The organism is Streptomyces sp. DH10, assembly GCF_029813805.1.
Lineage (GTDB): Bacteria > Actinomycetota > Actinomycetes > Streptomycetales > Streptomycetaceae > Streptomyces > Streptomyces coeruleofuscus.
In genome coordinates, this window is record NZ_JARVKU010000032.1 from 63,511 (window position 1) to 88,119 (window position 24,609).

Annotated in this window: 24 protein-coding genes and 3 tRNA genes; 13 read left to right on the top strand and 14 right to left on the bottom strand. The window is 71.3% G+C overall.

Going from position 1 to position 24,609, the window contains the following annotated elements:
- Positions 1–43: 43 nt before the first annotated feature.
- The 3 genes from QC385_RS40065 to QC385_RS40075 all read right to left on the bottom strand — a co-directional run bounded on the left by QC385_RS40065 (position 44) and on the right by QC385_RS40075 (position 3,929).
- Positions 44–1,165: a sensor histidine kinase gene (locus QC385_RS40065; protein ID WP_279546336.1), complete on the bottom strand. Its 1,122-nt coding sequence runs from the start codon at positions 1,163–1,165 to the stop codon at positions 44–46.
- A gap of 269 nt (positions 1,166–1,434) precedes the next feature.
- Positions 1,435–3,756 carry a TOMM precursor leader peptide-binding protein gene (locus QC385_RS40070; RefSeq protein ID WP_279546337.1) on the bottom strand — a complete coding sequence of 774 codons (2,322 nt, stop codon included), beginning with the start codon at positions 3,754–3,756 and terminating at the stop codon, positions 1,435–1,437.
- On the bottom strand, positions 3,753–3,929 hold the full coding sequence (locus QC385_RS40075) for a hypothetical protein (protein ID WP_279546338.1): 177 nt from the start codon (positions 3,927–3,929) through the stop codon (positions 3,753–3,755). The genes QC385_RS40070 and QC385_RS40075 overlap by 4 nt, the downstream gene beginning before the upstream one ends.
- A gap of 214 nt (positions 3,930–4,143) precedes the next feature.
- Between QC385_RS40075 and QC385_RS40080 the strand changes: the two genes are divergently transcribed.
- Positions 4,144–4,217 (top strand) — tRNA-Lys (locus QC385_RS40080).
- Positions 4,218–4,277: 60 nt separating this feature from the next.
- On the opposite strand, the gene QC385_RS40085 is transcribed toward QC385_RS40080, so the two are convergent.
- Positions 4,278–5,573: a M6 family metalloprotease domain-containing protein gene (locus QC385_RS40085; RefSeq protein ID WP_279546339.1), complete on the bottom strand. Its 1,296-nt coding sequence runs from the start codon at positions 5,571–5,573 to the stop codon at positions 4,278–4,280.
- A 277-nt stretch (positions 5,574–5,850) separates the two neighbouring features.
- Between QC385_RS40085 and QC385_RS40090 the strand changes: the two genes are divergently transcribed.
- Entirely contained in the window at positions 5,851–7,713 is a 1,863-nt protein-coding gene (locus QC385_RS40090; RefSeq protein ID WP_279546340.1) for a putative bifunctional diguanylate cyclase/phosphodiesterase, read from the top strand.
- Here the strand turns inward: QC385_RS40090 and QC385_RS40095 are convergent.
- Complete coding sequence (locus tag QC385_RS40095) at positions 7,689–8,780, bottom strand: LLM class flavin-dependent oxidoreductase (protein ID WP_279546341.1); 1,092 nt, start codon at positions 8,778–8,780, stop codon at positions 7,689–7,691. The genes QC385_RS40090 and QC385_RS40095 overlap by 25 nt on opposite strands.
- An 88-nt stretch (positions 8,781–8,868) precedes the next feature.
- Positions 8,869–9,138 (bottom strand): hypothetical protein, encoded by a 270-nt coding sequence (locus tag QC385_RS40100; RefSeq protein WP_279546342.1) that lies wholly within the window; start codon positions 9,136–9,138, stop codon positions 8,869–8,871.
- 268 nt (positions 9,139–9,406) lie between these two features.
- Here QC385_RS40100 and QC385_RS40105 point away from each other — a divergent pair, with 268 nt between their 5' ends.
- Together QC385_RS40105 and QC385_RS40110 are read left to right on the top strand one after the other, a co-directional pair.
- The gene (locus QC385_RS40105) at positions 9,407–9,670 is read left to right on the top strand and encodes a hypothetical protein (RefSeq protein ID WP_279546343.1); all 264 of its coding nucleotides are present in this window, start codon (positions 9,407–9,409) and stop codon (positions 9,668–9,670) included.
- Positions 9,667–9,933 (top strand): hypothetical protein, encoded by a 267-nt coding sequence (locus tag QC385_RS40110; protein ID WP_279546344.1) that lies wholly within the window; start codon positions 9,667–9,669, stop codon positions 9,931–9,933. Before QC385_RS40105 ends, QC385_RS40110 begins: the two co-directional genes overlap by 4 nt.
- Before the next feature lie 28 nt (positions 9,934–9,961).
- Here the strand turns inward: QC385_RS40110 and QC385_RS40115 are convergent, their stop codons facing one another.
- Together QC385_RS40115 and QC385_RS40120 are read right to left on the bottom strand one after the other, a co-directional pair.
- A complete protein-coding gene (locus QC385_RS40115; protein WP_279546345.1) occupies positions 9,962–10,693 on the bottom strand; it encodes a maleate cis-trans isomerase family protein in 732 nt (243 codons plus the stop codon).
- Positions 10,690–11,502 carry a maleate cis-trans isomerase family protein gene (locus tag QC385_RS40120; RefSeq protein ID WP_279546346.1) on the bottom strand — a complete coding sequence of 271 codons (813 nt, stop codon included), beginning with the start codon at positions 11,500–11,502 and terminating at the stop codon, positions 10,690–10,692. The genes QC385_RS40115 and QC385_RS40120 overlap by 4 nt, the downstream gene beginning before the upstream one ends.
- A gap of 199 nt (positions 11,503–11,701) precedes the next feature.
- Here QC385_RS40120 and QC385_RS40125 point away from each other — a divergent pair, with 199 nt between their 5' ends.
- Both QC385_RS40125 and QC385_RS40130 read left to right on the top strand, forming a co-directional pair.
- A complete protein-coding gene (locus QC385_RS40125; protein ID WP_279546348.1) occupies positions 11,702–12,649 on the top strand; it encodes a D-2-hydroxyacid dehydrogenase in 948 nt (315 codons plus the stop codon).
- A 17-nt stretch (positions 12,650–12,666) separates the two neighbouring features.
- A complete protein-coding gene (locus tag QC385_RS40130; RefSeq protein WP_279546349.1) occupies positions 12,667–14,076 on the top strand; it encodes an amidase in 1,410 nt (469 codons plus the stop codon).
- Here QC385_RS40130 and QC385_RS40135 read toward each other — a convergent pair.
- On the bottom strand, positions 14,057–14,551 hold the full coding sequence (locus tag QC385_RS40135; RefSeq protein ID WP_279546350.1) for a DUF3830 family protein: 495 nt from the start codon (positions 14,549–14,551) through the stop codon (positions 14,057–14,059). The genes QC385_RS40130 and QC385_RS40135 overlap by 20 nt on opposite strands.
- A gap of 107 nt (positions 14,552–14,658) precedes the next feature.
- Between QC385_RS40135 and ehuB the strand changes: the two genes are divergently transcribed.
- The 6 genes from ehuB (at position 14,659) to QC385_RS40165 (ending at position 18,845) form a co-directional block, all read left to right on the top strand.
- The gene (gene ehuB, locus QC385_RS40140) at positions 14,659–15,588 is read left to right on the top strand and encodes an ectoine/hydroxyectoine ABC transporter substrate-binding protein EhuB (RefSeq protein ID WP_279546352.1); all 930 of its coding nucleotides are present in this window, start codon (positions 14,659–14,661) and stop codon (positions 15,586–15,588) included.
- Positions 15,585–16,286 carry an ectoine/hydroxyectoine ABC transporter permease subunit EhuC gene (gene ehuC / locus QC385_RS40145; RefSeq protein ID WP_279546353.1) on the top strand — a complete coding sequence of 234 codons (702 nt, stop codon included), beginning with the start codon at positions 15,585–15,587 and terminating at the stop codon, positions 16,284–16,286. The genes ehuB and ehuC overlap by 4 nt, the downstream gene beginning before the upstream one ends.
- Positions 16,283–16,933: an ectoine/hydroxyectoine ABC transporter permease subunit EhuD gene (gene ehuD / locus QC385_RS40150; RefSeq protein WP_279546355.1), complete on the top strand. Its 651-nt coding sequence runs from the start codon at positions 16,283–16,285 to the stop codon at positions 16,931–16,933. The genes ehuC and ehuD overlap by 4 nt, the downstream gene beginning before the upstream one ends.
- On the top strand, positions 16,923–17,708 hold the full coding sequence (gene ehuA, locus QC385_RS40155) for an ectoine/hydroxyectoine ABC transporter ATP-binding protein EhuA (protein WP_279546356.1): 786 nt from the start codon (positions 16,923–16,925) through the stop codon (positions 17,706–17,708). Before ehuD ends, ehuA begins: the two co-directional genes overlap by 11 nt.
- A gap of 199 nt (positions 17,709–17,907) precedes the next feature.
- Positions 17,908–18,669 (top strand): IclR family transcriptional regulator, encoded by a 762-nt coding sequence (locus QC385_RS40160; RefSeq protein ID WP_279546357.1) that lies wholly within the window; start codon positions 17,908–17,910, stop codon positions 18,667–18,669.
- Positions 18,670–18,771: 102 nt separating this feature from the next.
- A tRNA-Lys gene (locus QC385_RS40165) sits at positions 18,772–18,845 on the top strand.
- On the opposite strand, the gene QC385_RS40170 is transcribed toward QC385_RS40165, so the two are convergent.
- The 5 genes from QC385_RS40170 to QC385_RS40190 form a co-directional block, all read right to left on the bottom strand.
- Entirely contained in the window at positions 18,811–20,475 is a 1,665-nt protein-coding gene (locus QC385_RS40170) for a long-chain-fatty-acid--CoA ligase (protein WP_279546358.1), read from the bottom strand. The genes QC385_RS40165 and QC385_RS40170 overlap by 35 nt on opposite strands.
- Positions 20,476–20,525: 50 nt before the next feature.
- Positions 20,526–20,981 carry a DUF3592 domain-containing protein gene (locus QC385_RS40175; protein ID WP_279546359.1) on the bottom strand — a complete coding sequence of 152 codons (456 nt, stop codon included), beginning with the start codon at positions 20,979–20,981 and terminating at the stop codon, positions 20,526–20,528.
- An 89-nt stretch (positions 20,982–21,070) separates the two neighbouring features.
- Complete coding sequence (locus QC385_RS40180; protein WP_150481058.1) at positions 21,071–21,676, bottom strand: lytic polysaccharide monooxygenase auxiliary activity family 9 protein; 606 nt, start codon at positions 21,674–21,676, stop codon at positions 21,071–21,073.
- 101 nt (positions 21,677–21,777) lie between these two features.
- A complete protein-coding gene (locus QC385_RS40185) occupies positions 21,778–22,908 on the bottom strand; it encodes an SPFH domain-containing protein (protein WP_279546361.1) in 1,131 nt (376 codons plus the stop codon).
- 79 nt (positions 22,909–22,987) lie between these two features.
- Positions 22,988–24,325 carry a peptidoglycan-binding protein gene (locus QC385_RS40190; RefSeq protein WP_279546363.1) on the bottom strand — a complete coding sequence of 446 codons (1,338 nt, stop codon included), beginning with the start codon at positions 24,323–24,325 and terminating at the stop codon, positions 22,988–22,990.
- Positions 24,326–24,524: 199 nt separating this feature from the next.
- On the opposite strand from QC385_RS40190, the gene QC385_RS40195 reads away from it, so the two are divergent.
- A tRNA-Lys gene (locus QC385_RS40195) sits at positions 24,525–24,598 on the top strand.
- Positions 24,599–24,609 lie beyond the last annotated feature (11 nt).

A 24,609-nucleotide genomic window follows, 5' to 3' on the forward strand; every position in this document is an offset into this window, starting at 1 on the left:
GCGAATGTGTCCGGATCCTACCAACGGGAGGGGTGACATTCGGCTATGCAGCCGATTCCTCGACCTTCAACTCCCCTTCACCTACCGGTATTTGGGCGTTCCCGGGCTGTGCGCAAACCTCGGCGACGAGGCGGAAGGTGCGGTCGTCGAGGCGACCGGCCCGTACCGTGCCGCCGATGGCCCGCACTCTGGCCTCCAGGTTCGACAGGCCGCTTCCGCCGTCCGGAGAGGGGTCGCTGTACCCCGCCTGGACACCGTCGTTGACGACCGTCAGGCGAACCCTTTCTCCCATGCGTACCGCCTCGATGGCGCAGTGTCCGGCCAGGCTGTGCCGCAGCACGTTCGTCACGGCCTCCCTCAGGACGGCGGCGAGGACCGAATCGGAGCGCGGACTGACCTCGCCCAGGTCCACCCGGATGTCCACGCCGATGTCGGCGGCGCCGAGCACGGACCGCGCCGAGTTGATCTCCCGTTCCAGGGACATGTCCTGAAAGCCACGGGCCACCCTGCGCACATCGGCCAGGGAGTCGCGCGCGACCGTCAGGACGTCCTCGATCTCCTCCATGGCCCGCTCCGGATGACCGGGGATGAGGCGGTGGATGAGCTCGCTCTTGAGCGTGATCGTGGACAGGCTGAAGCCGAGCAGGTCGTGCAGGTCACGGGCGAAGCGCAGCCGTTCCTCGGTCACCGCCATGTGCGCCAGCTCGCCGCGTGCGGCGTGCACTTCCTTGACCAGCTCGCTCAGCCGCGACAGGCCGAAGGTGATCAGGCCGGTCAGCATGGTCGACTGGCACAGGTAGACGGTGTCGAGGACCGAGCGGTGCTCGATGAGGGACGGCACGAGCAGGCTGATCCCGGTGACGCCGTACAGGGACCAGCCGATGCGCGGCGGCAGCAGGAGCAGCACCGAGCCGGCCAGGAAGCCCGCCATCGAGCCCCATTCGGCGCGGAAGACCAGCAGCGGCAGATAGGTGAGCAGCGCCTGGACGCCCAGCGTGAGACACCGGTTCCACAGGGGCGCCCGGTTGGCACCGGGCGCGGAGTGTCTGAGTTGCAGTGCCGAGATCACGGCCTGGGCGCCGAGCGCGAACCACAGCTCGTTCTCCGAGAGGCCGACGTCCAGGAGGTTGAGGGTGGTGACCAGCGTGAAGCTGAGGAGCGCCACCCAGAGGATCATCCTGGCGACCCGAGGAGCGGGTACGTCCCGGCTGCGCGTCGACGGGGATGCCGCGCCATCGTCCCCGTCTCCGCGATCGGCGATGTGTAACCGGTCCTGATGGTCCATCGTTCGCGGCCTCTTCTCGCAACTGCGTGCGCGGTTTTGGGGATGATAAGCGAAGGCCGTGACAATCATGCAAAGGACCACTGAGACCGCTCAAAGGCCGCTTGTTCGTGGTGCGTCGGGAAGAAGGCCTTACAGGGGGAAATGGGAGGTCAGACGAAGAGCGGCACCGGGTTGAGCTCCTCGTACGGCGTCGGGGCGGCGACCCGCCCCATCGCCACGGGCACGTCGTAGAGCCGCCCGGGGGCGAACCGCGCCCAGAAGTGACGCATCCCCGGCACCACGACCTTCACGACCGGAACCTCCAAGTCCGGCCTGGTCTGGTCGAGCACCAGGAGGTCCATGCCCCGGTCGCGCAGCAGCCGGGTGATGGCCGTGACGTCCTCGAGGAGGTCCGCGCGAGGCACGTAGGGCCAGGTCGCCGGGGTCCGTGCCGGGCACTGCGGATCCGGCGCCAGATAGGGCTGGTTGGCGAGCGTGGCGCTGCGCCACCAGCTCAGCGGCTCGGGGTCGGCGAGGGCGTACCCGGTGCCGTCCGGCCGCGCGTGGCACACGGCCGGCAGCAGCTGGCCGAGCTCCGTCAGGGCCCGGCGCAGCGCCACCCGCGGGTCGAAGTGCGCACCGAACCCGAAGATCACGTCCTCGGCGGGCTTGTCGGTACGCCGGGACAGTGCGGCCATCACCGGGATCCCCAGGTCCGAGGTGAGGTCGAGGACCCACAGCTCGCGGCCCAGCCGGCCGCACACCGCGCGGATCCGCTGGGCGTACGGCTCGGCGAACGCGTCGACGTCGACCGCCGCCTGACGGGTGCGGTTGTACCACCACAGGGCGACCGCGTCCCGCTCGACGACCTCCAGGAAGCCCTGAACCAGGGCGTCCTCCCGGCTGCTGCCCGCCGCGCTGCCGTTGGAGTCGGCGTACAGGCCGTCCGGCGCCGTGCCGCCCGGCGCGAAGTACAGCATCGAGGTGGGCAGCAGCCGGCGGGTGCCGGAAGTCAGGGACCACACGGGGGTCCACTCCGTCGGCCGGTTCTCGTCGAACGGCTCGGGCACGTACTGGAAGCTGGAGTGGCGGGCGTTCCAGCGCTCCCGGTCGCGGAACTGCCGCTCGTGGTACAGCTGGCAGGCGTACGGGTGCACGGCCTCGTCCCCGAGCGCGCGGTAGGTGTCGCGGACGACGGGCTCGTCGCCGTGCCGGGTGCCGCTGTAGCGTTCCACCGCCTCGCACAGGGCACTGACCCGCGCCTCCGTCTCGGTCAGCCCCTTCCCTCCGCTGAGCGCCCGCAGTCCGGCACGCAGTCCGGCGAGGGTGTGCGCGGCCACGGCGAGGTTGGGCCCGGAGACGCAGGAGTCGAGACCCTCCGGGGAGCGTGGGGCGGGCCGGATCTCCTTGATGATGCCGGTCACCGGGTCGACGAGGTGGCCGTGCCGGGCCACCATCTGCTCGCAGGTGAGCGCCCGGTGCCCGCCGCCCGTCGCGGACGGCGCCTTGGGGCGCGACTCGGGGACGAAGGGCCGCGCGACCCGCTCGGCCACGATGCCGGGGTCGCCGCACACGGAACACTGCGGCAGCCGGGCCACCCGGTGCGCCGAGGCCCGCATCCGGATCGTGTCGAAGGTGTGCACCTCGCCCTGCGAGCCGTTCCGGACCCCGGCCAGCCACTTGGCGGCCTCCAGGACCGCCATGCCGACGGCGATGGCCCGCCCCGCGGCGAGCGAGGCGACGGGCCTGGCCAGGGGCCCCTCGATGCCGAGGGCGCGGCGCAGCGGGCCCTCGGTGCGCCGGTGCCCGGTGAGCCGGGTCGCCAGGCAGTTCCAGCAGAACCCGCCGTCGGGCCGGAAGAACGGTCCGACCCAGGGCTCGGCCCCGCAGACCCGGGCGAGCAGCCAGGGCCTGCCCCGGTCCCGGTGGGCCGCGTCGACCTCGCGCAGTTCCGGCGACAGGTAGTCGTCGCACAGGACGAGCGAGAGGTCCGCGTCCGCGCCCTCGGGGGCGAGGTTGACCCCGTTGGCCCGGCAGGCGTCCCGCACCGTCCCGGGGTCGACACCGCCCAGCACCACCAGCCGCAGGGCCGCGCGCCCGAGCCGGGTCGCGGTCGCCGCTCCGTCGAGGCCCGCCAGGTCCCAGTAGGCCTCCGCGGCACGGGCCGTGCCACCCGTCTCGACGGATGGCACGGCCCGGGGGTGCAGACGCAGCAGGCCGGCGGTGGTCAGGGCGTTCAGTGAACTGAGGACGGACTCGGAGTCGAGTTCCCGGGCGGCTTCGCGCAGGACGTCCTCCAGCTCACGCGTTCCGTCGAGCAGCGGCACCAGGACCTCGGCGTGCTCGCCGCGCAGAGCGGTCACGCCGTGTCGCGACACCAGATAGGCGGCCTCCCCGGGGACGACGACCGGACGCAGGTGGAGTTTGAATCCGACTCTCGGTCTCTCGCCGTCCGCCGCCACAGCGGCCCGCTTCCCCCCGTGAGCGGTCATGCCGCGAGCTGTCCGAGGGCCGTGGAACCGGCCGCCTCGACCGCGGCGACCCAGCAGACGCCGGCCACGACGCCGCCCCGCGCCCAGCCGCCGTCCAGGTCCTCGATCACCAGGCGGGAGCGGTGCGCGGCCGGGGCGGTGGGCTCTTCGACGGACTCGAAACGGTGCTGCATTGAGACCCCCATGATTGGTGCCTTTCGATGCCGATTCGGGTTCGTGCTCTGTCGCCCGTCATACTTCTGTGCGAAGAAAGATCCGAGACAGTGGAGATTTCATGGGCACGGGGTGAACATCTCACACAGAGTCTCCGAGTGATCACGCTGACGGAGGCACGGCGGCCCGGTCCGGAGCACCCTTCGAGGTCCGCTAAACTGATCCGGTCAGCAGGCGCCGCTAGCTCAGTTGGTTAGAGCAGCTGACTCTTAATCAGCGGGTCCGGGGTTCGAGTCCCTGGCGGCGCACAGACGGCAAAGGCCCCTCGCGAGAGCGAGGGGCCTTCTGCGTGCTCGTGACGGGCACCTTCAGCGGCCCGCGGTGATCTTCACCGTCCAGGCCCCGGACGCCGTACGCCCCTCCACCTCCACCCGGACCCCCTCCCCCGGCACCGTGAAGCTCTCCCCGGGGCCGATCGGCGCGTCCGCGAGGGGCGGGTAGACCGAGTCCTCCCAGCAGGCCTCGGTTTCCGGATGGGCGTCGATCACCTCGATCGGACCACCCCCGGACTGCGCCTCTCCCCGCACCCGGTACACGAGCACTCCCTGCCGGCAGGCGGCCACGTCGTTGCCCACCGGCCCGCGCGCCTCGAAGGCGAGCACGCTGTCACGTCCGGTACGCATCACCGCGAGCTTGGTGCCCCGCCCGAGACCGAAGGCGGGCGCCCCCGCCGCACCCGCCACCGGCACCCCGGGCCCGGCCGCCAGCGGCTCCAGGGTCAGCCGGGCGGGCCCGGCGTCCTGCACGCACCGCACCTGCCGCCGCTCCAGCCAGCCCAGCTTCCACTTGTGCCAGCCGAACAGGTCGGGGGCCAGTCCGAACTGGCTGCCCATCAGGTCCCAGTCGCCGACGTGCGTGTCCCAGTCGCCCTTGCCGTCCACGGGCCGGTGATAGAGGTCGGGCAGGTCGAACACGTGCCCGGTCTCATGGGCGAGAACGAGCCGGTCCGGCGGGTGCTGCTCGAACACCATGACGACCCGGCGCAGGTCGGTGCCGTCGGCCCGCATCGGACTCGTGAGGTTGACCACCTTGGTCGCATCGGAGTCCACTCCGGGCGCGTCCGGGTCGGCGACGAAGTACACGACGTCGTAGCGGGAGAAGTCGACCCGCGGGTCGGCCACGGAGAGCGCGTCCCGCAGGTACGCGGCCCGGTGCTCGGCGCCCCAGTCGCGCTGTATGGCGTACGCCGTGGACGGCTGCGGCATCTGGATCCAGTGCGCCAGCGAGTGCGGGCGCAGGGTGAAACGCCCGTAGGAGGCGCGTTCGAAGAAACGGGTGGTGGCCGGGAAGTGGTCGGCGGTCAGCTCCTGCGGCGTGGTCAGCGGGTGGGCGTCCGGGAAGGACAGGAAGACCATGACCGCGTCCAGGGCCCGGGCCGGGCGCGGATAGGCGGCGTTCCAGGTGTCCAGGCCCTCCGAGTGGTGGGCGTCGGTGCGGGTGAGGGCGCAGGGCGCGACCGAGTCGGGTTCGGCGGCCGACGGGCCGGTGCCGAGGGAGGTCGCGGCGAGCGCCGACATGGTGGTGAACACGGCCGCGGTGCTGCGCAGTCGGGCGCGCGGGAACTGACGCGGCACGGGTACCTCCGGGTACGGTTCGCGGGACACCGCACCCAGCCTGTGATGATTTGTCGTACTGCGTCCTGTTTGCCTGCACCAGTCGGGTGAAGAGGCCGAAAAAGCGCGGAAGCCGACACCCCGGAAACACTCACGGAACGTCACAACTGGTCGGGGGCCTGAAGAAGCCGTCCAGGCGTGAGCAGAAACGATCTGGCAGAAGCGCGGACTGGTCGGGAACACTGGACACCGGCTGGAAGGCCCCGGTGCCAGCCTCTATGATCGGCACACTTTCCTGACCTTTCCTGCACGAACAGAGATCGAATACATGCGGGAGCGAGCGGTGAGCGGAACCTCCGAAGGGCCGGCGCCCGCGGCAGACCTCGACCGGCCGGTCGTCACAGAGAGTGAGATCGACACGTCTCCCCGTACCGAGCCCCCGGCGCCCGCGCCGTACCGCTCCGTCTTCACGGCCGCCCCACTCGCCATGGCCGTCGTCGACCGCGAGGGGATGGTCGTCAGCGCGAACGACTCACTCGCCACGCTGCTCGGCAGCGCCCCGGGCGAGCTGGCCGGGTCCGTCGCCGCCGATCTGGTCGACCTCACCTCCGACGCCCGCACCTGGCACGCGTACCGCGAGGTGCTGCGCGGGCGGCAGTCCCGGCTGCGCTGCACGCGCCGTCTCAAGCACCCCGACGGACGCTCGCTGTGGGTGCAGGTGACGGTCGCCCCGCTGCCCGCCGAGGACCGGGCAGTCCTGCTGACCGTCGCCGACATCAGCTCCCGCCGCGAACTCCAGGCCCGGCTGCGGCACTTGCAGATGCACGACCCGGTGACCCGGCTGCCCAACCGCACCCTGTTCTTCGAACGGCTGTCGGCCGCGCTGGAGGCGGAGTCGTACGAGCAGAGCGGCACGGGCCGGATCGGCCTGTGCTACCTGGACCTGGACGGCTTCAAGGCCATCAACGACACCCTCGGCCACCGCGTGGGCGACCGGCTGCTGGCCGCCGTCGCCGAGCGCCTGTCGCGCTGCGCGGACGAGGCCGGCCACTCCCGGACCAGCATCCCGCTGGTGGCCCGGCTCGGCGGTGACGAGTTCGCGCTGCTCGTCGAGGACTCCACCGGCACCGAGCAACTGGCCGAGCTGGCCGAGTCGGTGCTGGAGGCGGTCCAGGGCCCGTTCGACATCTCCGGGCAGCGGCTGTCGGTCTCGGCGTCGATCGGGGTCGTCGAGCGGCACGCGGCCGGGACGACCGCCACCGCCCTGATGCAGGCGGCGGACACCACGCTCTACTGGGCCAAGGCCGACGGCAAGTCCCGCTGGACCCTGTTCGACCCGGAGCGCAACGCCCACCGGATGACCCGCCAGGCCCTCGCCTCCACGCTGCGGCCGGCCATCGACCGGGGCGAGTTCCGGCTGGAGTACCAGCCGCTGGTCGGCATGGAGGACGACCGGCTGCACGGGGTCGAGGCGCTCATCCGCTGGAATCATCCTCAGTTCGGCGTACTGACGCCGAATCGGTTCATCGGACTTGCCGAGGAGGACGGTTCGATCGTTCCGCTGGGCCGCTGGGTGCTGCGCACGGCCTGCGGACAGGCCCGTCGCTGGCAGCTGGACCACCCCGACGAGCCGCCGATCTTCGTGAGCGTGAACGTGGCGGTCCGTCAGGTCTGGGACTCCGACCTGGTGGCGGACGTGGCGGAGACCCTGGCCGAGACGGGCCTCGCGCCGCACCTGCTCCAGCTGGAGCTCACCGAGTCGGCGGTGATGGGCTCGGCCGGCCGGCCGCTCCAGACCCTGAAGGCCCTCAGCGACATGGGCGTGCGCATCGCCATCGACGACTTCGGCACCGGCTACTCGAACCTGGCCTACCTCAGCCGCCTGCCGGTGTCCGTACTGAAGCTGGACGGCACGTTCGTCCGCGGCTTCCAGTACGACGACCGGGACAGCACGGCCGCCCGCCCCAACCCGGCCGACGAGGTCGTGGTCGAGGCGATGATCCAGCTCGCCCACCGGCTCGGACTGACCGTCACGGCCGAATGCGTGGAGACCTCGGCCCAGGCGACCCGGCTGCGGCGCATCGGCTGCGACACCGGACAGGGCTGGCTCTACTCCCGTCCGGTGCCGCCCGACCGCATCTCCGAGCTGCTGGGCACGCCGGGTGTTCAGGCGGGGGTCGGCAACCCGTAGGCGTCGGCGATCAGTTCGTAGCTGCGGACGCGTACGTCACCGCCGTGCGCGTTGGCCGTGATCATCAGCTCGTCGGCGCCGGTGCGTTTGGCGAGGTCGTCCAGGCCGGAGCGGACCTCGTCCGGGGTGCCGTGGATGACGTTGGCGTTCCAGGAGTCGACGAACTCGCGCTCCATCGGGCTGAACTCGTAGGCCTCCGCCTCCTCGGGGCTGGGCACGAGGCCGGGGCGTCCGGTGCGCAGCCGGACCATGCTGAGCGCGGCGGCCAGGACCTGGCGGCGGGCCTCCCGCTCCTCGTCGGCGGCGAGCGCGGAGACGCCGATGAGGGCGTAGGGCTCGTCGAGCACGGCGGACGGCTGGAAGGACTCCCGGTACAGGTCCAGGGCCGGGACGGTGTTCTGCGCCGAGAAGTGGTGCGCGAAGGCGAAGGGCAGTCCGAGGACGCCGGCCAGGCGGGCACTGAAGCCGGACGAGCCGAGCAGCCAGACCGGCGGGCGGTGCGGGGACTGGACGCCGCCGGGGGACGTGGCCTGGACCGGCCCCGGTACGGCGTGGATACGGCGGTAGGGATGCCCGTCGGGGAAGTCGTCGTCGAGGAACCGGGTCAGCTCGGCGAGCTGCTGGGGGAAGTCGTCGGCGCCCTCGCTGAGCCGGTCGGTGCGGCGCAGGGCGGCGGCCGTGGCACCGTCCGTACCCGGCGCGCGGCCGAGCCCGAGGTCGATGCGGCCCGGGGCCATGGCCTCCAGCGTCCCGAACTGCTCGGCGATGACGAGCGGGGCGTGGTTGGGCAGCATCACACCGCCCGAGCCGAGGCGGATGCGGTCGGTGTGGGCGGCGAGGTGGGCCAGGATCACGGCCGGGGACGACGAGGCCACACCGGGCATGGAGTGGTGCTCGGCGACCCAGTAGCGGTGGAAGCCGCGGGCCTCCGCGAGGCGGGCCAGGTCGACGCTGGTGCGCAGCGCGTCGGAGGCGGTGCGGCCGGCCCCTACGGTGACCAGGTCCAGTACGGAGAGGGGGACGGGGGCGCTGCCCTGCGCTGCGCCGCGTATCTCGTCTGCCGCCACGGTGGGGTGCCTCCTGCTGTGGGCCGTGTGCTGTCGTTCCGGCTCTAACAGGGGACTGTCTCCGGTTATTCCCGGGAGGTGCCGCAGGTCAGGCGGCCTGCTCCCAGTCGCTCCGCGCCCCGCCGTTCGGGGGCTGCCGGGCGGCCTTCTCGCGGACGCGGAGCACGATCCACGCGAGGGCGGCTCCACAGGCGAGCCACCAGGGCAGGGACCACACGGCACCCCACCAGTCCGCCCGCGGATCGAGGACGGCGTCCACCGCGGCGGTGATCATCGCCGCCGCCAGGCTCCAGCACAGCAGGCGCCCGGACAGCTGGACAGCGCTTACAGAAGATCTGAACGGGCCCGTTTCGGCCATCGGGGAGTCCTTCACGGCACGACTGGCTGCGGACGTGGCCAGTGTGCCCGGGATGGACAACTGAAGGGGAACGCGCTTTCGGACAACCCAAGCGGCGTCTGGTGCGGCGGAGTTGAGTATTCCTCAGGTTGGGGCGGGCTGTTGGAGCACCTATGCCCCGGTCCGTACCGAATAAGAGGTGGGACCGATTCCGGCCCACATAGAAGGCGTGTTCGAGGGCAGGGCAGAGGGAGCAGGCGGTCGAGTTCGCTCACCCGAGGTGGAATCCATGGCGAACGATCCCGAGACGAAGCCGACCGCGCAGGGCACGCCCCCGGCGTACCGGGTGGCGGCCGCGGCCACCCGGCTCAAAGCGGCGTTCGCCGTTGCCGTCGGCATGAATCTGGTCGAGGCCGTCTGGGACCCGGGGGGAATCGCCTGGCTGGTGGCTCGAGCGACAGTCGGCGTGATCTTCTCGGTCACTCTTGTCGCCTATGTGGTGCTGCGCGTGCTTCGGTGGCGTCGCGCGAGGACCGGACGGGCGCCGTCATGAGCAGGAAGGGGCCGGGTCTGCGCGACCGTTGGCGCGGCGCGTTCGCGGCGGGTCTTTTCGGGTGCGTGGTCGCAGGGCCGCAGGAGCTGTTCGACTCCGGTATCAGCTGGGACTTTCCGCTGGCCATGCTGGTCGGCGGCGCCGCGGGGGGAGCCGTGGGGTTCGTGTTCCCGTACGCCCTGTCCCGTCGCCGCCGCCGGGAACCGCCTTCCGCGCCCCCGCCGCCGTATCCCCCGCCCCCGCCGCCCGAACGGAGAACGTGAAGCCGTGCAGGCGGCGAGGACGGCGCGCTCACGCCTGGACGATCGGCTCCCTCGTGAACAGCGCCCCCAGTTCCGGCGCGTTCACGCGGCGGTCCGCCAGGCGGAGGGCCTCCCAGACCGTGACCTGGTTGGCGGTGAGGACCGGCTTGCCGAGGTCCTTCTCCAGGGCCGAGATGTGGGCCGCCGTGTGCAGGGCCGTGTCGGGCAGGAGGAGGGCATCGGCGTCGGGGTGGTCGGAGTGCCGGGCCATGGCCAGGAGTTCCGCCTCGCCCCACGTGCCGACCTCGGCTGCCGTGATGATGCCGGAGCTCTTCACCGAGACGACCTCGACGCCGTCCGCCCGCAGGAACTCGGCGAACAGCTGCGCCACGTCGTCCGGGTACGTCGCGCCGATGGCGACCCGGCGCGCCCCCAGCTCCCGTACCGCGTGCACGAACGCGAAGGACGTCGAGGAGGCCGGCATGCCGGCGGTCTGCGCCAGGGTGCGCACCTGCTCCTGCGCGCCGTCCCAGCCGTAGACGAAGCTGCCGCTGGTGCAGGCCCACACCACGGCGTCCGCGCCGGCGTGCCGCAGCTCCTGCACGCCCGCCGCCAGCCGGCCGGCGGAGCCCATCTCCAGCAGCGCGTCCACCCGGTGCGCGTCCTCACCGATGTCGGTGTGCACCAGGTCCACCCGGATGTCGCTGCCCAGCAACTGCTCGATGCGCGGATAGTCGTCCTCAGCCGAGTGGCCCGGGTAGAGAAATCCCAGTGCTGTCATGTCCAGCCTTCCTGCTGCTCTTCTTCCGGCACGACGGGACCGGCGTTCGCCCCCGGCGATCCGAGACCGGCACGCGCCTCCGGATTGATCAGCGCTTGATACGGTCCCACCGCACGGGTACCCAGTCGGCGCAGCGCCGCCCACATCGTCACTTGGTTGGCCGAGATCACCGGGATGCGCAGCTCGGCCTCCAGTTGGGGGATGACGTCGTAGGTGGGCAGGTTGGTGCAGCTGATGAACAGGGCGTCGGCGTCGTCGCGTACGGCCTGCCGCGCCATGTCCACGACCTCCCGGTAGGTGACCTTCCAGATGTGCCGGGTCAGGCCCATGAAGGCACAGCCGGAGATCGTGACGCCCGCCTGGGCCACATAGGCCTCCAGCGCCTGCGTCACCGACACCGTGTACGGCGTCACCAGCGCCACCCGCCGTACATCCAGCTCCACCAGGGCTTCCAGCAGCCCGCCCGAGGTGGTGATCGCCGGTACGGCGCCCGCCCGGCTCATCGCCTCGCACATCGCGCGCTCGCCCATGACGCCGCCGACGAAACTGCCCGATGTGCAGGCGTAGGCGATGACCTCGGGGGCGATCGCGTTGAGTGTGCCGACCGCCTCGCCCAGCGTCTGGTGTTCGCTGACCATGCGGGCGAGATCGAGGCTGACCTCGACGGGGACGAACGGTGTTCGTGTCATGTGCAAGGAGACCTCGTCCGGCACCCACCGCCACAGCTCGCGGTCGAGAGCGAAGTCGAAGGGGGCGACGACGCCGACCCCGCGCTGCGGGCTGGGCCCGCCGAGAAATGAGACGTCCATGGCAGGGCACCGGCCTCACACTGGGCAACGAGTGTGCAACGGATCGTGGGAACGCCCGTGTTGACGACGGTAGGTTCGGGTGCGAGCGTGGTCAATCCGCCCGGATCATTCCCTGGTCAACACCGTGTTAACTCGTCGTCACCGGCCGCCTCCCGAAGGCAGGCCGCCCCCCGCCGCACGGCTGGAGAAACGGCTGCTCATGCCCACCCCCACCCTGCTCGTCCTGGACGCCGAACCCCTCCCCAGCCTCGGGAGCCTCACCGGCCGCGCCCGTATCGAACACACCGACGCGGAGGGTCTCGCCGCACGCCTCCCGCGTGCGGATGTACTTCTGGTGTGGGATTTCACCTCACGCGCCGTACGGGACGCCTGGCCCGGCGAGGGTCCACGGCCACGCTGGGTGCATACGGCGAGCGCCGGTGTGGACCATCTGATGTGCCCGGAACTCGCCGCCTCCGACACGGTGGTGACGAACGCGCGCGGCATCTTCGACCAGCCGATCGCCGAGTACGTCGCCGCGCTCGTGCTGGCCATGGCCAAGGACCTGCCGCGCACGCTTCAGCTGCAACGGGAGCGGACCTGGCGGCACCGCGAGTCGCAGAAGGTCGCCGGGAGCCGGGCCGTCGTCGTCGGCACCGGACCGATCGGCCGGGCGATCGCCCGCACGCTGGAGGCGCTGGACATCACGACGGCCCTCGTGGGCCGCGCCGCGCGCACCGGTGTGCACGGCCCGGAGGATCTGGACCGGCTGCTGGCGCGCGCCGACTGGGTGATCGCGGCGGCGCCGCTCACCGATCAGACGCACGGCATGTTCGACGCCCGCCGCTTCGGCGTGATGCAGCCGTCCGCCCGGTTCGTCAACATCGGACGCGGCCAGCTGGTCGTCGAGGACGCGCTCGCCGAGGCCCTGGCCAAGCACTGGATCGCGGGCGCCGCCCTGGACGTCTTCGAGTCCGAGCCCCTGACCCCCGACAGCCCGCTGTGGCGGGTCCCGGGCCTGATCGTGTCCCCGCACATGAGCGGCGACATCGTCGGCTGGCGGGACGAGCTCGGCGCCCAGTTCATTGAGCTGTACGAGTTGTGGGCCGCCGGAAAGCCGCTGGAGAACGTGGTCGACAAACAGCGCGGGTATGTACCCGGACACTGACGTTCCTTGGAGGGTGCATGACCGAGCTCACCGAGCTGACCGCCGTACGGCTCCTCGACGGCTACCGCAAGGGCGAGTGGAGCCCCGTGGAGGCGACCCGCGCGGCCCTGGAGCGGGCCGAGGCGATCCAGCCGGAGGTGAACGCCTTCGTCCGGCTGACCGCCGAGGACGCGCTGGCCCGGGCCCGGGAGTCGGAGGAGCGCTGGCGGCGCGGTGAGCCGCAGGGGCTGCTGGACGGGGTGCCGGTCACGGTGAAGGACATCCTGCTGCTGCGCGGCGCGCCGACCCTGCGCGGTTCGAAGGCCGTGGATCCGGCGGGGCGCTGGGACGAGGACGCCCCGTCCGTGGCCCGCATGCGGGAGCACGGGGCGGTCTTCATCGGCAAGACGACGACCCCCGAGTACGGCTGGAAGGGCGTGACGGACTCGCCGCTGAGCGGGGTGACGCGCAACCCGTACGACCCCTCGCGCACCGCCGGCGGGTCCAGCGGCGGCAGCGCGGCGGCCGTGGCGCTCGGCGCGGGACCGCTGTCGCTGGGCACGGACGGCGGCGGCAGTGTCCGCATCCCGGCGTCGTTCTGCGGGATCTTCGCGCTGAAGCCGACGTACGGGCGGGTGCCGCTCTACCCGGCGAGCGCGTTCGGCACGCTGGCGCACGTCGGGCCGATGACCCGGGACGCGGCGGACGCGGCGCTGCTGATGGACGTCATCGGGCACCCGGACTCGCGTGACTGGTCGGCGCTCGCACCGCCGCCAGGGGCGTACACGGACGGCCTGACGGGCGGGGTGCGCGGGCTGCGCGTGGCGTACTCGCCGTCGCTGGGCGGGCAGGTGGCGGTGCGTCCGGAGGTCGCGTCGGCGGTGCGTCACGCCGTGCAGCGGCTGGCGGAGCTCGGCGCCTTTGTCACGGAGACCGACCCGGACCTCACCGAACCGGTGGAGGCCTTCCACACCCTGTGGTTCAGCGGGGCGGCCCGGGTGACCGAGCATCTCGGACCGAAGCAGCGGGAACTGCTGGACCCGGGCCTGCGCGAGATCTGCACACAAGGCGCCCGCTACTCGGCGCTGGACTACCTGGCCGCGGTGGACGTCCGGATGGACCTGGGGCGCCGGATGGGCCGCTTCCACGACTCCTACGACCTGCTCGTCACGCCGACCCTGCCGATCACGGCGTTCGAGGCGGGCGTCGAGGTACCGAAAGGATCCGGCCACCGGCGCTGGACGGGCTGGACGCCGTTCACGTACCCGTTCAACATGACGCAGCAGCCCGCGGCGAGCGTGCCGGTCGGCGCCGACGGGGACGGCCTGCCGATCGGTCTCCAGCTCGTGGCCGCCCGGCACCGGGACGATCTGGTGCTGCGGGCGGCCCACGCGCTGTACGAGGCCGGCGTGGCGTCCGCCGGCCGGCTCAGGCCCGCCGGAAGCTGAGCGTCTCCCCCGCCGCGCCCGACCGCCACAGGTCGTTGCACGCCTCGGCCATGGTGTCCAGGCCCTCGACGATCTGGCCCCAGACGATGCCGGGCACCCAGCCCACGTCGCCGTTCAGCAGCAGGTTGTTGCGCTCGTAGAACAGGGCCAGGTCGACGAGCGTGGTCCCGGCGCGGACCTCGCGGTCGTAGCCGTAGGACTTCGTCCCCAACTCCGTACCCGCGAAGGCGAAATAGCACAGGTCACCCGGAATGGGAGTGACTGTCGGGTTTTCCAGGGGTGGCTCGGTTTCGGCGAAAGGCGGGAAAAGGGCGTAGATCTCATTGCGTGCGTACTTCGCGTGGTAGACGTCGCCGGCCAGCGGAAGGGCGTCCCAGACGGTCGCGCAGGTGATCGGCGCGCGGTCGTCCAGGAGCTTGGCCCGGCAGGTCACGTCGCGCTTGACCAGCGAGACTTCGATATATCGATCAGCCATGCCTCCATGGGAGTGCCCGCCGTCCCCGCGGTCAAGGGCGCACGGGGAGACGTGCGGGGCTTGAAAAGATCGGCATAACCCGGGTGCGGTCGGGTAGCCGCGCGCCCATGGCTCCACCACAGAGAAGCCCACTGAGAAGTCCGGAACCCATAACCCAGGCCGTATCCAGGCCCACACGCCGGTCGCTGCTCGCGGGGGTCGCGGCGCTCGGCGCGCTGGGCGCCGCCGGATGCAGTCGTGTGGCCACGGCGTCGAGCACCGAGGGCGGTGACCTGCTCGACCGGCTCCGGGCCGCGGGCGTCGTCCGCCTCGGCATCGCCGGTGAGATCCCGTTCGGGTTCATCGACACGAACGGCGAGCTGACCGGTGAGGCACCGGAACTGGCCAAGGTGATCTTCAAGCGTCTCGGCGTCGACCGGGTGCAGCCCGTGCCGACCGAGTTCGGCTCGCTCATCCCGGGCCTGAACTCCCAGCAGTTCGACGTCGTCGCCGCCGGGATGTACGTCAACCCCGAGCGCTGCGAGCAGGTCATCTTCTCCGACCCCGACTACCAGATGCTCGACGCGTTCATCGTCCGCAAGGGCAACCCGAAGGGGCTGCGCAGCTACAAGGACGTCGTCGAGAAGAAGGCGAAGTTCGCCACCGGGACCGGATACGCCGAGATCCAGTACGCCGTGGAGGCGGGGTACAAGGAGAGCGACATCCTCATCGTCCCGGACCAGGTGGCGGGGCTGAACGCCGTCGAGGCGGGCCGCGTGGACGTGTTCGCCGGTACGGCGCTCACCGTTCGCGAGGTGGTGAAGAAGTCCGCCAAGACGGAGGCCACCGAGCCCTTCAAGCCGATCGTGGGCGGCAAGCCGCACGTCGATGGGGGCGCCTTCGCGTTCCGGCCGACCGAGACCAAGCTGCGCGACGCCTTCAACGTCGAGCTGCGCAAGCTCAAGAAGAGCGGCGAACTCTTCCGCATCCTCAAGCCGTTCGGTTTCACCGAGGCCGAGATGACGGATCTGACCGCGAAGGAGCTCTGCGGCGGATGACCTCGGGACTCTGGGAACTCGTACTCAAGGGCGTCTGGGTCACCATCCAGTTGCTCGTGTGCAGCGCGCTGCTGGCGGCTGCGGTGTCCTTCGTGGTCGGCGTCGCGCGCACCCACCGGCTGTGGATCGTCCGCTTCCTGGCGGGCTTCTACACCGAGGTGTTCCGCGGGACCTCGGCCCTGGTGATGATCTTCTGGGTGTTCTTCGTGCTGCCCCCGGCCTTCGGCTGGCAGCTGGTGCCGCTGTGGGCGGGCACGCTGGCGCTCGGCCTGACATACGGGGCGTACGGTTCGGAGATCGTGCGCGGCGCGCTGAGCGCCGTCGACCCGGCGCAGAAGGAGGGCGGGATCGCCCTCAGCTTCACGCCCTGGCAGCGGATGCGGCTGATCCTGCTGCCGCAGGCGGTGCCGGAGATGATCCCGCCGTTCTCCAACCTGCTCATCGAACTCCTCAAGGGCACCGCCCTGGTGTCGGTCATGGGCATGGGCGACCTGGCGTTCAGCGGCAACCTGGTGCGGCTGGCGCTCCAGGAGAGCGCGGAGATCTACACGTACATCCTGCTCATCTACTTCGTGATCGCCTTCCTGCTCACCCGGGTCATGCGCGGGCTGGAGAAGAAGCTCAAGACCGGTGTCGGGAAGAAGCCCGACAGCAAGACCCGGGCGCCTGAGCCGGTCGTGGTGGAGGGGGTCCGATGAACTGGGACTGGAGCGCGGTCTCCGACTTCATGCCGGACTTCTGGGAAGGTCTGCTGGTCACCCTGCAGATCCTGGTGATCGGCTCGCTGATCTCGTTCGTGCTGGGCCTGGTGTGGGCGCTGCTGATGCGGCTGCCGACGCGCTGGGTGACCTGGCCGGTCGGCGCCGTCACGGAGTTCGTCCGCAACACCCCGCTGCTGGTGCAGCTGTTCTTCCTCTACTACGTGCTGCCCGAGTGGGGCCTGACCTTCTCGGCGTTCGCCACGGGCGTCTTCGCGATCGGGCTGCACTACTCGACCTACACGATGCAGGTCTACCGCGCCGGTATCGAGGCCGTGCCGGTCGGCCAGTGGGAGGCGGCGACGGCGCTGAACCTGCCGCTGCGCCGGACATGGACCGCGGTGATCCTTCCGCAGGCGGTGCGCCGGGTCGTCCCGGCGCTCGGCAACTACGTCATCGCCATGCTCAAGGACACCCCGATGCTGATGGCGATCACCGTGCTGGAGATGCTCGGTCACGCGCGCCTGTTCTCGCAGGAGCACTTCCAGTTCACCGAGCCGCTCACGGTGATCGGAGTGGCCTTCATCGTCATTTCCTATCTGGCATCCCTTCTCCTGCGATCCCTGGAGCGACGCCTTGCCCACTGACACTCTCCCCAATCCCGAGAAGAACCCCGCCAGGAGCACCGGCGAGCTGATCCGGCTGGAGCAGGTGACCAAGCGGTTCGGGAGCAACACCGTCCTGGACCACCTGGACTTCTCGGTCGACGCCGGCAAGCACGTCACCCTGATCGGACCGTCCGGGTCCGGCAAGACCACGATCCTGCGGCTGCTGATGACCTTGCTCAAGCCCGACGAGGGCACGATCACGGTCGACGGGCAGAAGCTGTTCCCGGCCTCCGACAAGGAGGTCCGGGAGGTCCGCAAGAAGATCGGGATGGTCTTCCAGCAGTTCAACCTGTTCCCGAACATGTCGGTGCTGCGGAACATCACCGAGGCACCGGTCACCGTCCTCGGCATGTCCAAGGACGAGGCCGTGGAGCGGGCCAAGGGCCTGCTGGAGATGGTGGGCCTGTCCGACAAGTGCGACGCGCACCCGGCGCAGTTGTCCGGCGGGCAGCAGCAGCGGGTGGCGATCGCCCGGGCGCTGGCGATGCGGCCGCAGGTGCTGCTCCTTGACGAGGTGACCAGCGCGCTCGACCCGGAGCTGGTCGCGGGCGTGCTCGACGTGCTGCGGGACATCGCCCGTTCCACGGACATCACGATGCTCTGCGTGACCCACGAGATGAACTTCGCCCGGGACATCTCCGACCAGGTACTGATGTTCGACGCGGGCCGGGTCATCGAGGCGGGCCCGCCCGAGAAGATCTTCAGCGAGCCGGAGCAGGACCGCACGCGGGAGTTCCTCAGCGCGGTGCTCTGACTACACCGCGTGACCAGGCAGAACACCGGGCCCGGCGACTGGGGCATGCTTCTGGCATATGCCAGCGGGTCAATGCCCCAGTCCGGGGGCCCGGGAATCTTGTCAACCCCCGCTCTGCGCGGCCCCTTTGCCGGTTATCGTGGAGGGGATTCGCTGTCCGGATTCACGGCCCAAACAGCAAGCGCAGGGGGAGACCACCGTGGCGCTGAAGCACGAGCCGCCGACCACCCCGTACCACTCGGCCCAGGAAGCCCTGCGCGTCCTGGAGACGGTGGCGCGGAGTTCCACCGGAGTCACCGACGCCGAGCTCGCCCGGCACACCGGCATCGGACCGGAGCGGCTGACCGCGCTGCTGCGCATGCTGCGCCGTGGGGGCTACGTCGAGCAGATCGCCGACGGCGCGTACGTCACGGGCGAGACGCTGGCCCGCCTCGGCTCCGCCCAGCACCGCGAGCAGGCCCTGCGGGACAAGCTCCAGCACGCCCTCGACCGGCTGCGCGACTCGGTCGGCGCCGCCGTCTACATGAGCCGGTACGTCGACGGCGAGATCAGGGTCACCCAGTACGCCGACAGCCCGGCCACGCCCAAGGTCAACGAGTGGGTCGACTTCCGCTCCTCGGCCCACGCCACCGCGATCGGCAAGAGCCTGCTCACTCAGCTCGACCACGCCGGCCGCCGTGACCATCTCGCCCGGCACAAGATGGCCCGCCTCACCTCGCGCACCATCACCAGCGACCGGCTGCTGCTCTCCCGGCTGGAGTCCCAGCCGCCCACCGTGCCCGTCCTGGACCTCCAGGAGTACGCGGTCGGCACGGTCTGCGCGGCCGTCCCCGTCACGGCCGGCTCCTCGGTCGGCTGCCTGGCCCTGTCCCTCCCGGTCGAGCAGGCCCACCGGCTGCGCCAGGCCGCGGACGCCCTCAACCGCAACGCGGCACCCGTCCTGCTGTCCATGGCGATCTAGCTCCTGCTCCGGGTGGTCCGAAGCACCCCGCAGGACCGGGTATTATTTTCTCCGTCGCCGCCGCGAGAACGCGCCATGCGGAACGCGGTCGGCGGGAGTCATGCGCCGCTAGCTCAGTTGGTTAGAGCAGCTGACTCTTAATCAGCGGGTCCGGGGTTCGAGTCCCTGGCGGCGCACCGGTGAAGGGCCTCTCGTGGGAGCGGGAGGCCCTTCGGCGTGTTCGAGATCCTCCCTGGTCAGCGGGCGGTACGAACCCTCCCCCGGCGGCCGCCACCACACCGGGTCCGCGCACCTGAGGCCCTCCTTCCGTAACGCCGCCCGATGGATCTTGTTCGTGGCCGTCACCGGCATCCGCTCCACCACCCGCACGAACCGGGGCGCCATCTTCGTTCCCAGGTCGGGCTGGGCGAGCAGGAACCCCGCGAACGCCTCCGGATCGAAGGTCCCGGCGATCGTCGCCATCACCTGGTCCCCGGTCACCGGGTCCGGCACGGCGTACACGCAGACCGCCTCCGCCCCCTCGTACCGGGCGAGGATGTTCTCGATCATCGCGGCGGCCAGGTTCTCCCCGTCGACGCGGAGGCGGTCGTCGGTGCGACCGGCGAAGTAGAGATAGCCGTCGGCGTCCCGGTAGAAGAGATCGCCCGTCCAGTACCAGCCCTCCCTGCGCCGCTCCGCCTCCGCCGCCGGATTGCGCCAGTAGCCCTCGAAGGGGCTGGGCCCCTGGTTGACCAGTTCGCCGATGGCCTCGTCCCCGTTGAGCAGCCGCCCCGCCGTATCGAAGCGTGCCGGCGGGCACTGCTCACGGCTCTCCGGATCGAGGACGACGAGCCCGGATGCCGCCCGGCCGACCGCGCCCGGCGGCGTCCCCGGCGACCACTGCACGGCCGCCCCGCCCTCGGACGAGCCGTATCCCTCCACCAGCCGCACCCCGAACCGCCGCTCGAAGGCCGCCGCGTCCACCGCGCCCGCCTCCGTACCGAAGCCGAGGCGGAGGGGGTTGTCGCGGTCGTCGGAGCGCGGCTCGGTGGCCAGGACGTACTGGATCGCCCGGCCGACGTAGGTGAAGTACGTCGCCCCGTGGCGGCGTACGTCCGGCAGGAAGCGGGACGCCGAGAAGCGCCGGCGCAGCGCCACGCCCGCCCCGGTGACGAGTGCCGGTGCCCAGCCGGCGATCACCGCGTTGCCGTGGAACATCGGCATGCAGAGGTAGTGCACGTCCTGCGGGCCCAGGGAGAACTGGCCGGCCAGGGACCGTCCGGCGGCCGCCAGGCGGCCCTGGGAGCAGAGTGCGGCCTTGGGCGCGCCGGTCGAGCCGGAGGTGAAGTAGAGGAGGAAGCGGTCGTGCGGGGTGGCGCGGGAGGCGTCCGGGCGTGCGTCCTGGTAGGGGATCAGGAGGTCGGCGTACTCCTCCGTGTCCGTCACCAGCAGGCGCACTCCGGGCATGTCCAGGCCCTTGAGCAGGGGCAGGTGGCTCCGCTCGGTGACCAGGATCCGGCACTCGGTGTGCAGGATGTCGCGGGCGAGTTCGGCGCCCCTGCGGGTGGGGTTCACGCCCGCGACCGCCGCCCCGGCCAGGGCCGCCGCGCCCAGCCACAGGGGGAACTCGGGGGTGTTGTCGAGGAGCACCCCGATATGGGGCTCGGCGCCCGGCGGCAGCAGATCGGCGAGCAGGGCCGCCCGCGCCGCGGCTCCGGCCGCCACCTCGTGGTGGGTCAGGACCTCTTCCTCACACCACAGTCCCGGCCGGTGGTCGCCCCACCGGTCCCGTACGAGCTCCGCGACCGTACGTCCTGTGGACTCCATGGGCCGCAAGGTAGCTGATGCTCCATCAGATGTGGAGGGCCGCCGTGGCCTCACACCACGGTGAACATGAGATGGGCGACGACCATGAACACCAGGCAGAAGACGATGACCACGCCCAGAAACACCGCCGCGCAGCCCGTGCCCGCCGCGAGCCTCCCCCGTGCCGGCGCGTGGGCCGTGGCGCGCTCGGGGCGGTCCGGCAAGTAGTACACGGTGACGATGTCACCCTCCACGGTCGTCGCCGGACCGTTCGCCTCGTCGAAGCGGATCACGCGGGCGTCGTGTGTGGTGAACTCGTAGACGTGGTGCAAGGTGGTCCGCACACTGGTGTCACCGCCGCCACTGGTCGTCGTGTAGGCCCGCAGACACCGAGCCTGGGACGTGAACCCGCTGTTCCAGGCCCTGCTCATATTCTGCGCGCGGCGGGCGATCCCGGTCAGGGCGAAGACCGCCAGGGCGATCATGAGTGCCGGTACGGCATAGAAGAAAGCCTGGAATGCCGCCATGGTGCCCCCCCCCCGATGTCCCGCACGGTCGCGATCGGCCGGCATGGGGAACCTACCCACACCGGCCGTACCGCCGCCTCAGGAGAACCTCAGAACGTCACGTCCGAGCACGCGTAGAAGGCGTTGCCCGTGTCGGCGATCGTCCACACCGCCAGGATGACGTGGTGGCCGCTCAGCCCGGACGGCAGCCTGCCGCTGTGGGAGAGCGTGGACGGGGGCCGCTGGCCGTTGTACGGCACCGTGAAGAACGGCGTGAGGTTGAGGTCGGACCGGGCCAGGTTGTGGTTCTGGTTCCAGCCCGGCTTGGTGATGTAGTACTTGAAGTCGGTCGTGGCGTGCATGGCGGTGAACTGCCAGCGGAACGTGTAGGTCTGGCCGCCCGTCACCTTGGTGGTGGGCCAGGCCCCGCCGGACGGCGTCCGCGGCGCGCTGAGCTGGCTGAACTGGCCGAGGCCGGCGTTGCATATCTGCCCGTCGGCCGGGCCGGAGGCCGGGAAGCCCTTCGGCCCCTCGACGCTCTGCGGTTCCCATTGGATCGGACCGCAGTTGGTCACGGTGCCGTTCTGGCAGAGCTTCTGCCGGCTGACGGGGAGGTCGGTGTAGCCGTGGCCGCTGGCGCCGCCGGAGGAGAGTACGAGGGCTCCGGTCGTGGCCAGTCCCACCGCGGCTGCGGACAACTTGGTCCTTGTGCGCATGCTGCCGCTCCTGGAGAACGTGGGGGATGTTCAGTGAGCTGTGCATGTAGGTCTAGACCAAGTCTGAGAGTAAGGACGTCAGTTGAACATGTCCATACCAATCACGGAGCTGTTTCTCCCCGGCCCGCGCAGAACGCCACCGTCAGGTCCTTCACCAGCGCCTTCCGCTCGTAGTCGTCGAGTTCGACCAGCCCCCGCATGGTCAGCCGGGTCACCGTGTCCTCCACCGAGTCCACGACCGAGGTGAGCACGCTCGCCCGGTGCTGGGCGTCCAGCGCGGCGATACGGCGGCGGTGCATCGCGGCGGCGACCTCGGGGGCGTACTCCACCCGGACCGGCTGCACCGAGAACACCTCCAGGCCGACCGCCGCCGCGTCGGCCGCCACCATCCGGGTCAGCGCCTCGGCCGTCGCGTCCGTGGAGCCCTTGCCGCCGGGCATCTCCACCGGCACCCGGGCCAGCGCCGCCTCGACGCACTCGCGCAGATACGTCTCGTGGTCCTCCACACCCAGCGTGGCCCGCGCGGTGTCCCGCACCCGCCACACCACCAGCACGACCACCCGCAGCCCGACCCCGCCCGAGTCGGCGGCCGGCACCGGCTCGCTGCGCCAGTGCCGCAGCCGTACGTCCACCCGGCGGCGCAGCAGCAGCGGGTTGACCCACAGCAGACCAGAGCGCCGGACGGTCCCCCGGTAGCGGCCGAACAGATCCAGCACCCAGGCCCGCCCGGTCCGGCCCCGGGCCAGCCCTCCGAACCCGAACAGCCCGAGCGCCCCGGCCCCCGCGTACGCCGCCCACTGCGCCGGACCGAGCCCGGCCCCGGCCTGCGCGGGCAGCCGCAGCGCCTCCAGCACGAGCGGCGGCAGCAGCCCGGCCCACCACGAGGTGACCGCACACCCGCCCGCCCCGCAGGCCCCGGCCAGCACCCCCGCCGCCCCGGGCAGCACCCGCGCGGGCCGCTCCGTGAGGTCGGGGTCGACCCGCGGCACCGGACGCGGCGCCACGGCCGCCGGGCGTTGGAGGCGCGGCTGCTCCCCGGTGCCCTGCCTGCGGGCGACGACCGCCGGCTTCAGCGGTACCGGCGCCGGGTCGGGGTCGTCGCGGAACAGCAGGTGGACGGGGATCTCGGTGGTGGCCTCGTTCTGGATGAGCCGGGCGGGTCTGACCGGTCCGTCGGCCGGACCGCCGGCCGGCCGGTCGGGCTCGGACGTGTGGGAAGTGGTCGTACTCATGGGTGCCTCCAGCCTCCGCGCCAGATGCGTCACAACGGTGATCCCCGGAGTCGGGGTCGGGGCCCTCCGAGGAGGGCTTCTACGAGAAGAGCCGCCGCCAGGTCTCGGGCCCGGGGTAGCCGTCCGCCGCGCCGCCCCGCCAGCCCTGGGTGCGCTGGAAGGCCTCGACGGCACGCCGGTCCGCCTCGCCCCAGCGCGGCCCCGGCCCGACCCGGTAGAACCGGCCGAACCCCTTCCGCACCAGCTGCCTCCCCACCTCGGTGACGTAGGTGTTGCCGGCGCCGGGCCGGAACATCGCGCGGCCCGGGTAGCCGGGGACCCCGTGGGAGGAGGGCGGCGGCCCGACCGTCCCGGCCTTCGCGTCCTTGCCCTTCCCCGTGACCAGCAGTTCCCAGGTGCGCGGTCCGGGCAGGCCGTCCGCGTCGGCGCCCGTCCAGCCCTGGGCGAGCTGGAAGGCCCGGGTCGCCCGCCGGTCCGCGTCCGTCCAGCGCGGTCCCGGGCCCGAGGCGTAGGAACCGCCGGCACCGCGCGCGACGAGCATGCGGCCGAGCAGGGTGACGTACTTGTTGTTCGCGCCGGGGCCGAAATACGCCGCTCCCGGGTAGGGCGTGGCGGCCGGTGCGCCCGGTTTCCCGCCGGCCGGTTCCTTGCCCGGCACGGTCCCCGGTTCCTCGCCCGGCTCCTGCGGCGTGACGCCCTTGTACCGGTAGGGGACGTACCGGTCGGAGTCGCTCCAGTAGGCGTACGGCGTGGACTGCCGGCGGGTGTGCGGGCGGGTCTGCTCGTAGGCCGTGTAGTAGCTGTGCGTGTAGTCCGTCCAGCCGCCGAAAATGACGACGTGCGAACCGCTCTCGGGGTCGGCCTGGTCGTGGAACAGCAGAATGTCGCCCGGCTGGAGTTCCTCCTTGGAAATCCGCTCCCCGTATTGGGCGAGGCTGCCCGTCCATTCGTTTCCGGGCAGCTTCCAGGCCATGGAGACGTAGCCCGAGCAGTCCTGCCGGTAACCGTCGGACCAGTAGTCGTTCATGTTGTACGGCACCTTCGCGGCGACCCACGTCTTGGCCCGGTTGATGATCTCCGTACGGGTGATGGCGGTGGGCTTGAGGGTGGCCGAGGGCTTGGCGGGACGGCCGCCCGGGCCGTGCAGCGGCGCCTTGCCGCCCTGGGGGGTGTCGGGCTCCTCACCTGTGGAAACGCCCGGCCTGTGGGGTGCGTGCGGGGCGGCTGCGACCGGCACGGCATGGCCCGCGCCGAGCGCCGCCGAGGCCACGGCGGCCAGGGCGAGGGCACGGTGTGCGGCCGGGTGGGCGGTGGTGCTGCCGGCCCAGGAATGCGGCAGGACGCGGCGCCAGTGGGCGCATCCGGGGCAGTCGCAGTCGCTCGCGGGGGCGAATTCCTCGAATACCGGAGACTCCATGCGATTCCCCTCACACTTCCGGCGGAAAAGGCCGCGCCTGTGCCCGTCCGGGCGCGCGTCGTCAGTTTCTCAACTGTCTTCCGCACGCGCATGCTGACGGTCCGAATGATGTACGCGGCGCCCTTGACGGGGGCCGGCCGGGCCCGGGTGGGTGGTCAGGAGCACCTCCGGACGTCCTGTAGAGTTACGCCGTCAGCGCGCGCCGCTAGCTCAGTTGGTTAGAGCAGCTGACTCTTAATCAGCGGGTCCGGGGTTCGAGTCCCTGGCGGCGCACGATGCCGGTG

Excerpts from the sequence above, each read along its gene's own strand:
- QC385_RS40175 (WP_279546359.1), bottom strand. The coding sequence starts at position 20,981 with ATGGCGGCATTCCAGGCTTTCTTCTATGCCGTACCGGCACTCATGATC.
- QC385_RS40110 (WP_279546344.1), top strand. The coding sequence starts at position 9,667 with ATGAGCAGGAAGGGGCCGGGTCTGCGCGACCGTTGGCGCGGCGCGTTC.
- QC385_RS40115 (WP_279546345.1), bottom strand. The coding sequence starts at position 10,693 with ATGACAGCACTGGGATTTCTCTACCCGGGCCACTCGGCTGAGGACGAC.
- ehuD (WP_279546355.1), top strand. The coding sequence starts at position 16,283 with ATGAACTGGGACTGGAGCGCGGTCTCCGACTTCATGCCGGACTTCTGG.
- QC385_RS40120 (WP_279546346.1), bottom strand. The coding sequence starts at position 11,502 with ATGGACGTCTCATTTCTCGGCGGGCCCAGCCCGCAGCGCGGGGTCGGC.
- QC385_RS40070 (WP_279546337.1), bottom strand. The coding sequence starts at position 3,756 with ATGACCGCTCACGGGGGGAAGCGGGCCGCTGTGGCGGCGGACGGCGAG.
- QC385_RS40075 (WP_279546338.1), bottom strand. The coding sequence starts at position 3,929 with ATGCAGCACCGTTTCGAGTCCGTCGAAGAGCCCACCGCCCCGGCCGCG.
- QC385_RS40135 (WP_279546350.1), bottom strand. The coding sequence starts at position 14,551 with ATGGCTGATCGATATATCGAAGTCTCGCTGGTCAAGCGCGACGTGACC.
- ehuC (WP_279546353.1), top strand. The coding sequence starts at position 15,585 with ATGACCTCGGGACTCTGGGAACTCGTACTCAAGGGCGTCTGGGTCACC.
- QC385_RS40090 (WP_279546340.1), top strand. The coding sequence starts at position 5,851 with ATGCGGGAGCGAGCGGTGAGCGGAACCTCCGAAGGGCCGGCGCCCGCG.
- QC385_RS40125 (WP_279546348.1), top strand. The coding sequence starts at position 11,702 with ATGCCCACCCCCACCCTGCTCGTCCTGGACGCCGAACCCCTCCCCAGC.
- QC385_RS40170 (WP_279546358.1), bottom strand. The coding sequence starts at position 20,475 with ATGGAGTCCACAGGACGTACGGTCGCGGAGCTCGTACGGGACCGGTGG.
- QC385_RS40185 (WP_279546361.1), bottom strand. The coding sequence starts at position 22,908 with ATGAGTACGACCACTTCCCACACGTCCGAGCCCGACCGGCCGGCCGGC.
- ehuB (WP_279546352.1), top strand. The coding sequence starts at position 14,659 with ATGGCTCCACCACAGAGAAGCCCACTGAGAAGTCCGGAACCCATAACC.
- QC385_RS40130 (WP_279546349.1), top strand. The coding sequence starts at position 12,667 with ATGACCGAGCTCACCGAGCTGACCGCCGTACGGCTCCTCGACGGCTAC.
- QC385_RS40180 (WP_150481058.1), bottom strand. The coding sequence starts at position 21,676 with ATGCGCACAAGGACCAAGTTGTCCGCAGCCGCGGTGGGACTGGCCACG.
- QC385_RS40100 (WP_279546342.1), bottom strand. The coding sequence starts at position 9,138 with ATGGCCGAAACGGGCCCGTTCAGATCTTCTGTAAGCGCTGTCCAGCTG.
- QC385_RS40105 (WP_279546343.1), top strand. The coding sequence starts at position 9,407 with ATGGCGAACGATCCCGAGACGAAGCCGACCGCGCAGGGCACGCCCCCG.
- QC385_RS40190 (WP_279546363.1), bottom strand. The coding sequence starts at position 24,325 with ATGGAGTCTCCGGTATTCGAGGAATTCGCCCCCGCGAGCGACTGCGAC.